The organism is Jiella mangrovi (genome assembly GCF_017815135.1).
GTDB classification, from domain to species: Bacteria; Pseudomonadota; Alphaproteobacteria; order Rhizobiales; family Rhizobiaceae; genus Jiella; species Jiella mangrovi.
The window spans coordinates 12,757-28,536 of the sequence record NZ_JAGJCF010000013.1 but is presented as its reverse complement, the minus strand read 5'-3'; the positions used below and the strand labels follow the sequence as shown (position 1 = coordinate 28,536).

Below are 15,780 nucleotides of genomic sequence, written 5' to 3'. Positions count from 1 at the left end.
AGTCCTGGCGCCCTGATTCGTCCGGTGCCGATTGCGTGAAGGACGGCGTCACTCCCTGAAACGTCCAGGCATGGGGCGGGCGTCGACGTGAAATGCATTCCGTGCATGCCTCCGCGGCGCTTGATAGAAAATTACAATCACGTGTTTGGATAAACGCGGCCAATCTCTGTAGTTTGATAAAATCGAGCTATGATATGAATGCATTGCTGACATACCTTAATGACAGTTGCTCAATGAATCTGAGGTATTATGTTGGCATCAGTCGGGTGCATCGGTACCTCCTCCCAGTCGATGGTCCGGCTGTTTCCTCCCATACGGTCTTTCGAGACCATGCTTGGCCGGGTTCTTTTGGACCCGGCTTTTTTTGCCGCGTGCCCAGCGCCAGCCCTGTCTATGAGCTTGGCTTGAGGGCCCGGGTAAACGCCGCGATGGCCATGTCGATCAGTTGCCGGTGGATTGCATGCCGCGGCCGGCCGCCGCCATCGGCGCAGATCGGATCGCCGATCTCATCGCGCTCTGCCCGCTTTGCAGCGCCCGGCTTGCAGACGCCGAACATGCTGAAATGACTGGCGTCGGCGATGGTGGAATAGGTGGCGTGCGGGATCATCTTCGCGATTTCGGAGGCGTCGGTGGTCACGGGAATCTGCCCCGGCCGGCCGAGATTCACGACCGTGACCGGGATCGATATGCCGCGGAAGCTCCTGAGATCGAGGACATCGACGGGCGCCGGATCGATCGCCATGGCAAAACGGACCCGCTTGTCCTCGCTCTCACGGCCCGCGGCTTGTCGGTCCAGGGCGTGAAGATCGACACCGCTTTGCCGTAACCACTGACAGAGGGAGGCATTGAGCCTTTCCGTGTCGCAATAGCCCGCGAGGCGCGTGGGATCGATCCGCGCGCCGGCGATCTCCAGCGCCGTGCTGCCGCCGGCCGACAGGCCGAGAACACCGACCTCGTTCAGCTGGAGATGGGGTTTGAAGACCGCATTCCTGCCGATGGCGTTCAAGGTGTTCGACAGGTCCTGGGGCCGCTTCCAGAGCTTGATCGCTTCCGCCGCCGATCGCTCGGGCCCGCCGCTGCCGGGATGGCTCGGCGCGGCCACGACGAATCCCGCCTTTGCGAGCGGCGTCGCAATCCAGCTCAAGGCCTCAGCATAGCCGGCAAGACCGATGCCGTGAGACAGGAGAACGATTGGAAAGCTGCCCGCTGATATCGGCGCGTCGCGGCTCGCGTCGGTGCCCTCGAAGAACGGGCTCGCGCCAAGCGTGATCGGTTTCCCGCCTGCCTGGGCCGGATACCAGACCGTAACGTCGAGGTTGATCCCGCGCTCCTTCGAGGGCGCCGCGATCTGCCGCACGCCGACATTTTGGAACGCATGGGGGGCCTCGTCCGCCCGGGCGGGCTGATCGAAGACCACCGTCATGAGAACGATGGCCCAGACGATGATCGGCAGGTTTCGGAATTTCATTGGTTTTCTCCGCAGTCTGCAAGGGCGGCCGGCACGACCTCGCAGGCGGTGGGCCTGCCTCGCTGATCTGCAGAAGAGGCGTGTGACACGCGACCTCGATCGCGATCGAGGTCTCGCGCAATCGCGATCAAGGAGGTGACAGGAGCTTCAGACCGCCGGTCGATCGGCGTCGCCGCTGTGCCTCACTCTCGCTATGCTTCAACATAGAAACCCGCCGCCGGAGAGCCTCCGACGGCGGGTCTGGTCTCGATCGGTGGCTCATCACCGTGTGGCGTCACCCTCTTTCGAGAGGAATGCCTCGTCAGTCGTCGATGTTGCCGCAGAAGCGCTGGATGCGCGAGCAGGCCTCTTCCAGCAGCTTTTCCGACGTGGCATAGGAGATGCGGAAGTTCGGGCCGAGGCCGAAGGCCGAGCCGTGGACGACGGCGACGCCCTCGGTTTCGAGAAGTTCGGAGACGAAATCCTCGTCGGTCTCGATCACCCTGCCCGACGGGGCCTTTTTGCCGATCAGCCCCTTGCAGGACGGATAGACGTAAAAGGCGCCCTCCGGCGACGGGCATTCGATGCCGCGCGCTTGGTTGAGCATGCCGACGACGAGATCGCGGCGCCCCTGGAAGATCTCGCGGTTCTTCGGGATGAAGTCCTGCGGGCCGTTCAGCGCCTCGACGGCCGCCCATTGGGCGATCGAGCAGGCGCCCGACGTCTGCTGGCCCTGGATCATGTCCATCGCCTTGATCAGCTGGAGGGGCGCGGCGCCATAGCCGATCCGCCAGCCGGTCATGGCATAGGCCTTCGAGACGCCGTTCATGGTCAGCGTGCGCTCGTAAAGGTTCGGCTCGACCTGGGCAGGCGTCGTGAAGACGAAATCGCCATAGACGAGGTGCTCGTACATGTCGTCGGTCAGCACCCAGACATGCTCATGGCGCATCAGGACATCGGCGAGCGCGCGAAGCTCCGATTCCGTATAGGCCGCGCCCGAGGGGTTCGACGGCGAGTTGAACAGGAACCACTTGGTCTTCGGCGTGATCGCAGCTTCCAGGGCTTCCGGGGTCAGCTTGAAATTGTCCTCGATCTTTGTCTCGACGAAGACCGGCTGACCGCCGCAGATCGCCACCATCTCCGGATAGCTGACCCAGTAGGGCGCGGGGATGATCACCTCGTCGCCGGGGTTCAAGGTCGCCATGAAGGCGTTGAACAGGATTTGCTTGCCACCGGTGCCGACGATGGTCTGCTCGGGCTTGTAGTCGAGGCCATTCTCGCGCTTGAACTTGGCGGCGATCGCCTGGCGCAGCTCCGGAATGCCGGAAACCGGCGTGTACTTCGTCTCGCCGCGGTTGATCGCGTCGATCGCCGCCTTCTTGATGTTGTCCGGCGTGTCGAAATCCGGCTCGCCGGCGCCGAGCCCGATGACGTCGCGGCCTTTCGCCTTGAGTTCGCGAGCCTTCTGAGTGACGGCGATGGTGGCCGAAGGCTTTACGCGATCGAGGGCGGCGGCAAGAAACGCCATTGTCTGGTTCTCCGATGAGTGGTGTTGCGTACGGCAGGCGGAATCCGATCCGCGCGCCTTGAGAAACGGCGGGACCCTAGTCCCGGCAGGGCCATGGTGCAAGCCGTCGCGCAGAGCCGGCGACGAGAGTTTTCCCCGATCTCGTCATGCGGGGCGAAGAAAAATCCGCCCCTCCGCCCTGGCAGATCATCGTTCCTGATGAGCGCGGTGGAAGCGCCGCTCTCTGATCATCGCATGCGGAACGACGCCCGCAGCCGCCGACGAACGCATCGTCAGGACTTTGTGCCGCCGCGATCCGGGACGGCCGCTTTCGCGGGACGTCCAGTGCCCTACTCCGCCAGGCCTTGCAGGCCGTCGAGCGCTCTTTCGAGGTCGGCCCTCAGATCGTCGACGTCTTCGAGGCCGATCTGCAGCCGGATGATCGGACCGCGGTCGTTCCAGAGCGGCAATGTCCGGGTTTCGGGATGTGCCGGCAGGACGAGGCTCTCGAAGCCGCCCCAGCTGAAACCGATGCGGAACATGTCCAGCGCGTCGACAAAGGAACGCAGGGCATCCGGGTGGCGCTTGTGCAGCTCGACCGAGAAAACGCCAGACGCGCCATCGAAATCGCGGCTCCAGAATTCGTGTCCGGCCGCGCCGGGAAGCGCGGGGTGGTAGACCTTCGCGATGTCGGGCCGCTTTTCCAGCCAGCGTGCCAGCTCGAGCGCCGAGGCTTCGTGACGGCGAAGGCGCAGCTCCAGTGTCCGCAGGCCTCTCAGGCCGAGATTGCATTCCTCGATGCCGGCGCTTGCGCCCATGTCCTGGGTGGCTCGCCTGACGTCGTCATAGGTCTCGGCATTGGCGGTGACGACGCCGAGCATCGCGTCCGAGTGACCGACGATGTATTTGGTCGCGGCATGGATCGAGATATCGATGCCGTGCTCCAAAGGCCGAAGCAGGAGCGGCGTCGCCCAGGTCGCGTCGATCGCGGTCCTGACGCCGGCCTTCTTGGCCGCGCGCACGATTGCGGCGATGTCCTGCACTTCGAAGGTGCCGGTTCCCGGCGATTCCAGATAGATCAGCTTGGTTTCCGGCCGGATGAGCGAGGCAATGTCGTCGCCGAGGGCGGGATCGTAGAAGGTCGTATCGACCCCCATCCGCTTGAGTGTGCGGTTCGCGAACCGCCGGGCCGGATCGTAGACCGTATCGACCATCAGGAGATGGTCGCCCTTTTCCAGACAGGCGAGCAGCGTCGCCGAAATCGCCGCGAGACCGGATGCGGTCGCGATGCTGCGATGGCCGCCCTCGATCTCGCAGATTGCGTCTTCGAAGGCAAAGGTCGTCGGCGTCCCGACCCGGCCGTAAAAGGCGCCGTCGAAGGGACGGCTGCCGGCCTTCTGAAAGTCGGCCAGCGTGTCGAAGAGAAAGGTCGAAGCGCGCACGATCGGCGGATTGACCGGTCCGGGATTGATCGCGTGGCTGCGGCCGGCCTCGACCATCCGCGACGCGGATGTCTTTTCGGATTTCATCGTTTCGTCTCCTTGGGACGGTCTGGAAGCCTGGCCGGCGCGTCGTATTCGCGCCGTGAGGGCAAGGTCGGGCCGCGCATCGCCGGCCCCGCAGTGGCTTCGTCGAACAGAGATCACCCCGTTTTGCGGGATGCCTTCTGATCAGAAGCCGATCGGCCAGTGGACGATCTTCGAGCCGTCGATAAAGCGGCTGTGGCGGAAGGGCTCCGGGTCGACGGCGGGCGTTTCGCCGGTGATGATGTCCGCCATGAGCTGGCCGGCGCCCGGCGCGATGCCGAAGCCGTGGCCGGAATAGCCGGTGGAGATGTAGAAGCCGGGGACCGCATCGACGCCGGAGATGACCGGAATCGCGTCGGGAGCCACATCGATCCAGGCACTCATGCGCTCGTTGACGACCATGTCCTTGAACACCGGGAAGACGTCCTTGATGTTGATCGTCGCCTGATCGAGGATCGCGTGGCCGGGGACCGGCCGCATGATGCGGTGGGTCTCGAACGGAGAGCGCTCGTCCAGCTTCCAGCCGCCGAGCATCATCGTCTCCTGGAGAGTGCGCTTGCCGACGCGGAATTTCATGGCCCGCCACTCGTTCTTCATTGCCGGCAGATAGTCACGGAAGAAGCGGAAACTGTCGGGGACGATGTCGACCGCATGGGCGGAACGCATCCCGACATTGTAGCCGCCATCGAGACGCTTGCGGTAACCGAAGCCCGGGCCCGAGCCGCAGCCTTCCGGGCCGCCTTCGATCGGCCGGGTGCGCATCACCTGGCTGAGCATTTTCAGCTGCGGCATCTTCACGCCGACATTGCCGGCGAACAGGCTGGACCAGATGCCGCCCGCCAATACGACGCTCTTGCAGCGCACGCGGCCCTTTTCGGTCACGACCTCGCTCACGGCGCCGGCCGACGTCTCGAACCCGCGGACGGCGCAGCCCTCGACGATCCGGGCGCCGTGCTGGGCGGCGCCCTGGGCGATCAGGCGGGCGGCCAGATGCGGCTCGGCAAATCCGTCGGAAGGCGTATGCAGTCCGCCGCCGAACTTGCGGCTGGTGCCCGGCGCGTGCTTGCCGATTTCCGCAGCCGAGACGAAATGCGTGTCGAGGCCGAAGGGCTCGACCGCCTTCATCCAAGCTTCGTATTTGGCGAGCTGCTCTTCCTTGTCGACGAAATAGGTGATGCCGCGCACCCTGAAACCGGGATCGGCGCCGATCATCTGCGGCAGCTGCGCCCAGATATCCATCGCCCGCTTCATCAGGGGTACTTCACGCGGATCACGCCCCATCTTGCGCACCCAGCCCCAGTTGCGGCTCGACTGCTCCTCGCCGATCGCGCCCTTCTCGCAGAGGACGACCGGAATTCCCTTCATGGCGAGAAACAGCGCAGTCGAAGCGCCGATGATGCCGCCGCCGACGACGACGACTTCCGTCTCGGTCGGCAGAATGTCGAAATCGGCGGTGGTTTGGGTGTGAGCGTTCATGGTCGGTCCTGGGATGCTGAGGAGAGTTGCGTCGGGTCCGCGGTCTCGAGCGACGCGGAATAGGTTTCGATCTCGGAGAGTGTGAACTCGTGGAAGGCCTGAGCCGCGACCGAAAGGTTCGCCTCGTCGGCGATCATCCCGATGGTGATCGGCATCGAGGGGGTGAAGGGCTTGAAGACGACGCGCGGGTTGCGCCGCAGATGGACGGAGAACGGGCTGACGATCGAGACGCCGAGGCCGGCGGCGACGAGGCTGCAGACGGCCTCGTGCGTCGTCGCCTCGGTCAGCATCTGCCTCTCGATCCCCCGGCGTTCGAATAAAAGGTCGGTCTCGAACCGGAAGGGTGCGCCGCGCGGGAAGCTGACGAAGGCGACATCCGCGAGGTCCTCGGCCCGCAACCGGTCGCGCGCCGCCAGTTCATGTTCGATGGGCACGACGCACATGGCCGGGCGCGTGACGACCTTGCGCACTGCGATGGCGGAATTTGCCACCGGCAGCGAGACGAGCCCGATATCGGCTCGCCTGGCCGCTACCCATTCGGGGATCCGGTCCTGGAGCTGACAGTCGAGCCGAACCGCGATTGCCGGATGACTTTTCCGAAAACGGGCGATGATGTCGGGCATCAGACCATTGTCGTATGGCCCCATGGCCGCGACCGTGACCGAACCGCTGGTGAGATTTCGAATCGAAAGAACTTCGCGATCGAGCTCCTCGAGCCCGACGAAGAGTTTCTCGACCTGCTCAAAAAGGCGTCGCGCATCGTCGGTCGCCTCTGCACCCCCACGTTGCCGATTAAACAGCTTGAAGCCGACCGCTTCCTGAAAGTCGGCCATCAGCCGACTGACCGCCGGCTGCGAGATGCCCAGGAGTTCCGCCGCCCTCGTCATGCTTCCAAGGCTGATCACCGCCCGAAACGCCTCGATCTGCCGGACATTGAAACGGCTCATCTCCTCAACTCCTCCCTGTGCCCTGCCCTGCATCGTCGAACTGCACGTTTCAGAGGCAAGATGCCTTCGGCCTTGGCAGACTGTAACATAACATTTTCAGCTTTCGAACCTGTGTTGACGACATCAATGTTATATCCTAGCGTCCTGTCAACCGAGACGTCATCGACGCTCGTTCAAAGGCCTGGATCTTTCACATTGCCCTCCAAGACAGCCCTTCCGCTTTCAGCATCCCATTGGGGAGCGTTCCGCGCCGAGGTGAAGAACGGCGCCGTGGCCCGCGTGCTGCCCTTCGAGCACGACCCGCGCCCGAGCCGCATGAACGAGGCGTGGCCCGAGATGCTCAACTCGCCGCTGCGCGTCTTGCGCCCGGTGGTCCGCAAGGGTTGGCTCGAGGGCGACGGCGGCGCTGCGCGCGGCGAGGATTCCTACGTCGAGATGGACTGGGAGCGTGTCCTCGACCTCACCGCCGCCGAGATCGCGCGGGTCAGGACATTCGCCGGCAACCAGGGGCTGTTTGCCGGCTCCTACGGCTGGTCGAGCGCCGGTCGTCTGCACCATGCCCGCACGCTGGTGCGCCGCTTCTTCGCGTCCGTCGGCGGCTTCGTCGATCAGGAGACCAATTACAGCTACGGCGCCGCCATGGCGTTTCTGCCGCGCGTGCTCGGCGTGAACGACGGTGTCGGCGCCAGCGTGACGTCGCTTTCCACGATCCGCGATCACTGCGACGTCTTCCTCGCTTTCGGCGGCATTCCCGCCAAGAACTGGGAGATCCAGTCCGGCGGCATCGGCGAACATCGCTTCGATACTTTCATGCGCGATGCGACGAGCCGGGCGCGGATGATTAACATCTCGCCTTATCGCAAGGACGTCGAGGACGCCTTCGCCGTCGAATGGCTGGCGATCCGCCCCAATACCGACGCTGCGCTGATGATGGCGCTGACCCGCATCATCGTGGCGGAAAACCGCCACGACCAGAGCTTCCTTGATCGCTATACGAGCGGTGCCGAGCGGTATCTCGCGTATCTGTCCGGCAGCACCGACGGCGTCGAGAAATCCGCCGAATGGGCGAGCGCGATCACCGGGATCGAAGCAGACACGATCCGCGACCTCGCCTTGTCCCTGCCCGGCAAGCGGGTGATGGTCGCGGCCAATTGGAGCCTGCAGCGCGCGCGCCATGGCGAGCAGCCATTCTGGGCGGCGATCGGACTTGCAGCCGTGCTCGGGCAGATCGGTCTTCCCGGCGGAGGCTTCGCCTTCGGCTACGGTTCGTCGAATGCCATGGGCAATCCGCCTTACGGCACACCGCTGACGGGCCTGCCGTCCCTGCCGAACCCGACCGGCATCGCCATCCCGGTGGCCCGCGTGGCCGACATGCTGCTCAACCCCGGCGCGACCTATCGCTATGCTGGCGGGACCCACACCTATCCCGACATTCGTCTCGTCTACTGGGCCGGTGGCAACCCGTTCCATCACCATCAGGATCTCAATCGCCTGCGCGCGGCCTTTCGCCGGCCGGAGACGATCGTCGTCAATGAGAGCTACTGGACGGCAACCGCTCGCCACGCCGACATCGTCCTGCCTGCGACGGTGACGCTGGAGCGCGACGACATCGGCGGCGCGTCGCGCGATCGATACCTGCTTGCCATGCACAAGCTCGTCGAGCCCGCGGGCGAAGCACGCAACGACTACCGGATCTTCACCGATCTCGCCGCTCGGCTCGGTGTCGAGGACGTCTTCACCGAGGGGCGCAGCGAGGCGGACTGGCTCGGCTGGGCGTTCGAAACGATCACCGACCGTCTGCGCCGTCGCGGCATCACGCCGCCGAGCTTCGAGGAATTCTGGCAGACCGGCTATTTCGAGATGCCGGAGCCCGGCGAGCCCCACGTCATGTTCGAGGGCTATCGGCAGGATCCGGCCGAGGCGCGTGTCGACACACCGTCGGGCAAGATCGAACTCTTCAGCGACAGTGTCGCCGCCGAGCCCGGCCAGCCGGGTCACCCGGTCTGGCTTGATCCGGAAGAATGGCTCGGCTCGGCGAAGACAAGCGTCTTCCCCCTGCACCTTCTGTCGCCGCAGCCCGACCGCAAACTTCACGGCCAGATGGATTTTTCCAGCTACAGCCGAGGCGGCAAGATACGCGAGCGCGAATGCGTTCGCCTCAACCCTGACGATGCCAACGCCCGTGGCGTCGAGGACGGAGCCGACGTTCGCATCTTCAACGATCGCGGATCATGCCTGGCCGTCGCCAAGTATGACGCCGGTGTCCTCGCAGGCGTCGCGCTCCTCCCGACCGGCGCGACCTACGACCCGGACGGCAGGAGCGACCGCAACTCCAACCCCAACGTTCTGACCCGCGACGTCGGAACCTCCGAACTCGGCCAGGGCTGCGCGGCGCAGTCCTGTCTCGTCGAGATCGAGCGCCTCGACCGTCCCCTGCCGGAGCTGCGCGTCTCGCGCCCGCCGGTCATTCATCCCGCCGGCAATTGATTGGAACAAGACAGAGCGTCTCATGGCATTCGATCACTTCGTTCATCTGGTCCACGACCTCGACGCGGCGTCCCGCGATTTTTCCGCGCTCGGTTTCACCGTGCAGGAGCGTGCCGACACGATCGAGGGCAAGACCCGCTTTCGCTTCGTCTGCTTCGACGACGGCTCCTACATCCTTCTGACCGCCTTCGCCGATCAGGCCGCTCAGACCGCCCATCGCCTCGGCGAGGTGCTGGCTCATGGTGAAGGCCCTGCGGACTATTCCTTCACCGTCGACAGTTCCGCCGCTGCCGGCGAGACGCTGACGGCGGCGGGCTTTCCGGTGAAGGGTCCGGTGCCGGTGTCGAATGTCGTCGCCAGCGGCGAGCGCTGGGCTCTCGATCTGTTGATGACGGGACGCGGCGCGGGCGGCGACGTCGCTCTGCCCTTCCTGGTTTCCGACGTCGAGGGCAGGTCCGCCCGCGTCCCGGCGCCGAGGCCCCACGCGAACGGCGCGACCGGGATCAGGAGCCTCACCGTCGCGTCCAAAGATCCGCGCCGATGCGCCGATGCGCTGACGGCGATGGGCGGCCGGGAGGTCGCGCATGGCGATCAAGGGATCGACTTCGATTTCGGCGATGTCACCATGCGCGTGATCGATTGCGCGGCAGCAAGCGACGTCTTTCCCGGCGGCGGCATGGTTTCCTGCGAGATCGGCACGAAGGCCGAGCTGCCGGAGGGTGGCAGGCTGCTCGATCCGGCCCTTGCCCACGGTGCCGCCATGCGCCTCGTGGCCGCGTGAGGATCGGGCGATGTTGAAGACCGACAAGACGTCCCAGGAAATCTTCGAAGCCTACAAGGCCGCGCCGCGGGTTCCCGAACGCGGCATGGGAGAGCGCGTCGCGCTGATCAACATCGATCTCCAGCGTCGCTACACCGATACGGCGACATTTCCCTCCGCCTATGAAGGCCATCCGCGCCAGTTCGAGGCGGTGAACCAGCTCTCGACGGCTGTTCGCGCCTTGGGGACGCCGGTGATCTGGGCCTATGTCGCCTATCTGCCGGATGGCTCCGATGCCGGATGGTGGTCGAAGCTATCCGACAACGAGATGTCGCTGCACAAGGTCGGCCACGGGTCGCCCCAGGCCGAGATCGATCCGCGCCTGCATGTCGATCGCGAGCGCGACCTGATGCTGCACAAGCGCATGAGTTCGGCGTTTTTCGAGACCCACCTCACCTCCTTCCTGATCTTCAACAAGATCGACACGCTCATCGTCACCGGCGGCGCGACGTCGGGCTGCGTGCGCGGAACGGTGATGGACGCGCTCTCCCACGGCTATCGCGTGATCGTTCCGGAAGAATGCGTCGCCGACCGCGAGGAAGGCGCCCACTACGCCAATCTCTACGACATCGCCTTCAAATACGGGGACGTGAAACCCGTCGACGACGTGCTCACCGCCCTGTCGAAGCTCGGCGCAAAGCAGGGGAACTGATCATGCAGAAGTGGCGCGAGCCGAACAGCTACGACTACGCACCCTATCGCGACCGGCCGAAGATCACCTGGCCGGGCGGCGCGCGCCTTGCCTTCTGGGTGGCGCCGAACATCGAATTCTACGAGATCGCGCCGCCGCCGAGCCCGACCCGCGAGATCTGGTATCGGCCCGAGCCCGACATCCTCAACTATTCCATGCGCGATTACGGCAACCGGGTCGGTTTCGACCGGATGGCCGATGTCATGGAAAAGCACGGCGTGCGCGGCTCGGCGTCGCTGAACGTGGCCGTCTGTGACCATTTCCCCGAGATCATCGAGCGCTGCTCGAAGCTCGAATGGGAGCTGTTCAGCCACGGCATCTACAACACCCGCTACCTCTACAACATGACCGAGGACCAGCAGCGCCTGATCATTCGCGACAGCGCCGAGACGATCTTGCGCGCCAGCGGGCAGCGGCTCGATGGCTGGCTCTCGCCGGCGATTTCCAACGGCGAGACCACCCAGGATCTCCTCGCCGAGGAAGGGATCCGCTACACGCTCGACCTCTTCCACGACGATCAGCCGATGCCGGTGAAGACCCGCTCGGGCAAGCGGCTCGTCAGCATTCCCTACATGATGGAATGCAACGACGTGCCTGTGCTGAATTTCAAGAACATCTCGCCGCGCAACTATCTCGAGATCATCAAGGCCCATTTCGACCGGCTCTATGCGGAAGGCGCGGACAGCGGCACCGTCATGTGCCTGCCGCTGCACCCCTATCTGATCGGCCAGCCGCACCGGCTGCACATCCTCGACGAGGCGCTGAAATACGTCACCGCCCATGACGGCGTCTGGCTGGCGACGGGACGCGAGATCGCGGCCTGGTTCGAAAAGAACCACTATGACGATTTCGCCGAATGGATGCGGCCCTTCAATCAGCCGACGAGCCCGGAGGCGGCGCAATGAGCGCGATCACCGAAGACTACTTCATCTATGAAAATCGCGGTCCCGGCACGGATCACGACCGCTACGATCACCGCTCCCTGCGATCGGTGCCACATTTCACCTGGCCCGGCGACAAGCGCCTGTTGATCTGGGCGAGCGTCCATCTGGAGTTCTTCCCGATGGACATGCCTTCCGCGCCGGTCAAGCCGATCGGCGGCATGGACCGACCCTATCCGAGCGTCTGGGACTTTTCCTCCCGCGACTACGGCAACCGGGTCGGCATCTACCGCTTGATGGAGGTGCTCGACAAGCACGGCGTCAGGGCAACCGCTGCGATGAACTCGGAAGCTGCGGCCCGCCATCCGCATCTGATGAGCGAAATTCTCGCCCGCGACTGGGAAATCGCCGCCGCCGGCGTCGACATGGGCCGCCTGCATCACGCGCAGCTTTCCAAAGAGCTGGAAGAAACCCTCGTCGGCGAGAGCTTCGCGCGCCTTCGCGGCCTTTCGGGACAGGCCGTCACGGGATGGCATTCGCCCGGCCATTCGCAGTCTGCGATGACGCCGGATATCGTCGCGGCAGCCGGCGGCAAATATATCTTCGACTGGATCAACGACGACCTGCCCTATGGCTTCAGAACGACGGCCGGAGAGCTGACGCAGCTGCCGCTCTCCTACGATCTGTCGGACCACAAGATCCTCGCTTTGCAGAACATGCCGATCGGCGACTACGAGTATCAGCTCTCCGCCGCCTTCGATGTCCTTTCAGCGGAAAGCGCCCAGCGCGGCGGCCGTATCCTCTCGCTCTCGCTTACGCCATGGATCATCGGCCAGCCCGGCCGGATCGACGCGCTCGATCGGCTGCTGACGCGCTTTCTTGCCGAGGACGGTATCGCGGCAGCGACCGGCGAAGAAATCCGCCAGGCCTGGCTTTCCGTCGGTCCGAAGGGCTGAGCTCAGTGGTCGATCGAGCCCCCTCCCTGACCGGCGCTGGCGCGAACTGGCTCACCGCCAGCGAAGCTGCGTCGCAGATCAAGGCTGGCGATCTGACTTGCGAGAGCCTCGTTACGGCCTGCCTCGATCGCTGGCGCGCCCGCAACGACGAGGTCCGGGCGTGGACGCATCTCGATCCCGAACAGGTGCTGTCGGCGGCCAGGGCCTGCGACGACGCCGGCGGCGCGGGCCCCTTGCGGGGCATTCCGATCGGCGTGAAGGACATCATCACCACCCACGACATGCCGACGCGTTTCAACTCGCCGCATTTCCAGGATCATTTCCCCAATATCGACGCCGCCTCGGTAGCGACCCTTCGCCTTGCCGGAGCGGTGATGATGGGAAAGTGCGACACCGTCGAGTTCGCGATCAACGGCCGGCGCGCGGCGACCCGCAACCCGTACGATCCGTCACGCACGCCCGGCGGATCGTCATCCGGCTCGGCGGCGGCCGTCGCCGACGGACAGGTGCCGATCGCGCTCGGCACGCAGACCGGCGGATCGGTCATCCGGCCGGCCTCCTATTGCGGCGTCTACGCCATCAAGCCGACCTGGAACGCGGTTTCCGCCGAAGGCTTCAAGGTCTGTTCGGCCAGCATCGACACGCTCGGATGGTATGCCCGCTCGGCCGAAGATCTCGACCTCGTCGCGGAGGTCTTTGCGATCCACGACGACGAGACACCGGCCTATGAGAGCCTTTCCGGCATGCGTTTCGGCTTCTGCCAAACGCCGGTCTGGGATCAGGCCGAGGCCGAGACACGCGCTGCGATGGCGCGCCTCGCCGATCTCCTTCGCGAGGCTGGCGCGACGATTGTCGAGCTGGAGCTTCCGCCGGAATTTGCAGGTCTCGCCAGCGCCCACAAGGTCGTCATGCAGGCCGAAATGCGGAGTGCATTCCTCGCCGAAAGCCGGCGTCTGGGAAACGCGCTTTATCCGGAGATGGTGGGAATTCTCGCCAATAAGGACGGCCACAGACGGGCCGATCTCGTCGCCGCGCAAGATCTCGCGGCCAGCTGCCGCAAGAGCTTCGACGCGCTCGCCGCAGGCTTCGACGCGGTGGTCACGCCGAGCACCGCCGGCGTTGCGCCGAAGGGGCCCGACGACACCGGGGCTGCGACCTTCAACCGGATGTGGACGCTGCTGCACACCCCTTGCGTCAACGTGCCGGGCTTTTGCGGACCTCAGGGTCTGCCGCTCGGCCTGACGCTGACCGGACCACGCTTTCACGACCGCCATCTGATCGCCGCCGCCGGCCTCGTCGGCGAGCTGGTCGCGGCACGAGCAGAAGCCTGATCACGCCGGCGAAACAACCGGCAGAGCCGACCGCCCGGACCCACCCACCGCCAACCGCCGCCAAGACCCCTGAAGGAGTTGAGCATGTCCAAGTCGAATTCCATGACCCTCAATCGTCGCAGCTTCCTCGCCGGTGTCTCGGCGAGCGCCCTCCTGCCGAGCGCGCTCACCTTCGGCACGTCCGCAGCGGCGGAGACGGTGAAGATGGGCGGTATCTTGCACACGACGATGTGGCCGACGCCCACCTATCTCAACGCGGCGATCACCACCGCGGGAACCGAAGCCTTCCTCTCGCCGAAGATGTTCGACGGGCTCCTCGGCTACGACTACGGCATGAAGCCGAAGGGCTCGCTGGCCAGGGAATGGAATGTTTCCGAGGACGGCCAGCGGATCACGTTCAAGCTGCGCGACGACGTCAAATGGCACGACGGTGAGCCTTTCACCGCCAAGGACGTGGCGTTCACCTTCATGGAGGTGCTCAAGGTGTTCCACGGCCGCGGGAAGACCACCTTCGCCGCGCTGAGCGCCGTGGAGACGCCGGATGATCACACCGCGGTCTTCGTCCTCGACAAGCCGTCGCCGGCGATGATGCGCGCCCTCGACAGCCGCGAGTCGCCGATCCTTCCGGCCCACATCTACGAGGGGACGGACATCATGGCGAACCCGGCCAACGTCAAGCCGATCGGCACCGGGCCGTTCAAGCTCGCGGCCTACGAGATCGGTGCAAATGTCGTCATGGAGAAGAACCCGGACTACTGGGACGAGGGCTATCCGCGGCTCGATCGGATGGTCGTCCAGTTCATTGCCGACGGCTCGACGCGCGCGGCCATGCTGGAATCGGGCGAAGTCGACGCGATCTTCTTCAACATGATCCCGGCGCAGGACATCCTGCGGATCGCCGCGGAGCCGGGCTTCGTCATGGAAAAGCGCGGCTTCGAGACCATGCTGAGTTCCCAGCAGATGGACTTCAATCTCGATCATCCGATCCTCGCCAAGAAAGAGGTCCGCCACGCTATTGCCCATGCGATCGACACCAAGTGGATCACCGACAACATCTGGTACGGCCTCGGCAAGCCGGGCAAGACGCCGCTCCATGCCGGCCAGACGCCGTTCTTCACGACCGAGGGCGTTCCCGCATATCCGCTCGATCTGGAGAAGGCCAACGCGCTGCTGGACGAGGCCGGCTACCCGCGCAAGAACGGCGGGATGCGGTTTTCTCTGATGCTCGATCCCTCGCCCTGGGGCACGGAATCGATCAACGCTTCGAGCTATGTGCGCGAGCAGCTGCGCCAGATCGGCATTGCCGTCACCGTGCGGACCCAGGACTTCGCGCTCTTCGTCAAGACGGTCTACACCGACCGCAAGCACGACCTCGCACTCTACACCGCAGCGATGGGCGTCGATCCGACGATCGGCGTTCAGCGCTTCTACGATTCGCACAGCTTCAAGCCGGGCGTCGGCTTCTCGAACGGCGCTCACTACGACAATCCGAAGGTCGATGCCCTCCTTGAAGCTGCGGCGACCGAGGTGGACGAAGCCAAGCGCATCGAGGACTATGCCGAGTTCCAGCGTATCGCGATGGAGGACCTTCCGGTCCTGAAGATCACCGACATCGAGATGGCGACCATCGCCGCCGACTACGTCAAGGACTTCACCGTCGATGCGATCGGGGCTGCCGGCAGCCTGAAGCAGCTGTGGCTCGACCAGTGAC

The 15,780-nt window shown here is 64.7% G+C and carries 12 protein-coding genes; 7 read left to right on the top strand and 5 right to left on the bottom strand.

The features are described from left to right. Window positions 1-391: 391 nt before the first annotated feature. The 5 genes from J6595_RS15675 to J6595_RS15655 all read right to left on the bottom strand — a co-directional run bounded on the left by J6595_RS15675 (window position 392) and on the right by J6595_RS15655 (window position 6,903). Window positions 392-1,468, bottom strand: coding sequence for an alpha/beta hydrolase family protein (locus J6595_RS15675; protein WP_209595526.1), 1,077 nt, complete (start codon window positions 1,466-1,468; stop codon window positions 392-394). A gap of 301 nt (window positions 1,469-1,769) precedes the next feature. Next, window positions 1,770-2,975, bottom strand: a complete 1,206-nt coding sequence (locus tag J6595_RS15670) for a pyridoxal phosphate-dependent aminotransferase (RefSeq protein ID WP_209595525.1) — start codon at window positions 2,973-2,975, stop codon at window positions 1,770-1,772. Window positions 2,976-3,304: 329 nt separating this feature from the next. Further along, window positions 3,305-4,483, bottom strand: coding sequence for a cystathionine beta-lyase (gene metC / locus J6595_RS15665; RefSeq protein ID WP_209595524.1), 1,179 nt, complete (start codon window positions 4,481-4,483; stop codon window positions 3,305-3,307). A gap of 141 nt (window positions 4,484-4,624) precedes the next feature. Then, complete coding sequence (locus tag J6595_RS15660; protein ID WP_209595523.1) at window positions 4,625-5,956, bottom strand: NAD(P)/FAD-dependent oxidoreductase; 1,332 nt, start codon at window positions 5,954-5,956, stop codon at window positions 4,625-4,627. Next, a complete protein-coding gene (locus tag J6595_RS15655; protein WP_209595522.1) occupies window positions 5,953-6,903 on the bottom strand; it encodes a LysR substrate-binding domain-containing protein in 951 nt (316 codons plus the stop codon). The genes J6595_RS15660 and J6595_RS15655 overlap by 4 nt, the downstream gene beginning before the upstream one ends. Before the next feature lie 195 nt (window positions 6,904-7,098). Here J6595_RS15655 and J6595_RS15650 point away from each other — a divergent pair, with 195 nt between their 5' ends. The 7 genes from J6595_RS15650 to J6595_RS15620 all read left to right on the top strand — a co-directional run bounded on the left by J6595_RS15650 (window position 7,099) and on the right by J6595_RS15620 (window position 15,779). Beyond that, window positions 7,099-9,390: a molybdopterin-dependent oxidoreductase gene (locus J6595_RS15650; protein WP_245198526.1), complete on the top strand. Its 2,292-nt coding sequence runs from the start codon at window positions 7,099-7,101 to the stop codon at window positions 9,388-9,390. A gap of 22 nt (window positions 9,391-9,412) precedes the next feature. Beyond that, entirely contained in the window at window positions 9,413-10,171 is a 759-nt protein-coding gene (locus J6595_RS15645) for a VOC family protein (protein WP_209595520.1), read from the top strand. Between the two features lie 10 nt (window positions 10,172-10,181). After that, the gene (locus J6595_RS15640) at window positions 10,182-10,862 is read left to right on the top strand and encodes an isochorismatase family protein (protein ID WP_209595519.1); all 681 of its coding nucleotides are present in this window, start codon (window positions 10,182-10,184) and stop codon (window positions 10,860-10,862) included. A 2-nt stretch (window positions 10,863-10,864) separates the two neighbouring features. Then, entirely contained in the window at window positions 10,865-11,806 is a 942-nt protein-coding gene (locus J6595_RS15635) for a polysaccharide deacetylase family protein (RefSeq protein WP_209595518.1), read from the top strand. After that, a complete protein-coding gene (locus J6595_RS15630) occupies window positions 11,803-12,738 on the top strand; it encodes a polysaccharide deacetylase family protein (protein WP_209595517.1) in 936 nt (311 codons plus the stop codon). Before J6595_RS15635 ends, J6595_RS15630 begins: the two co-directional genes overlap by 4 nt. A gap of 5 nt (window positions 12,739-12,743) precedes the next feature. Beyond that, a complete protein-coding gene (locus tag J6595_RS15625) occupies window positions 12,744-14,069 on the top strand; it encodes an amidase (RefSeq protein ID WP_209595516.1) in 1,326 nt (441 codons plus the stop codon). Window positions 14,070-14,153: 84 nt separating this feature from the next. After that, window positions 14,154-15,779 (top strand): ABC transporter substrate-binding protein, encoded by a 1,626-nt coding sequence (locus J6595_RS15620; RefSeq protein ID WP_209595515.1) that lies wholly within the window; start codon window positions 14,154-14,156, stop codon window positions 15,777-15,779. The last annotated feature ends 1 nt before the right edge of the window (window position 15,780 follow it).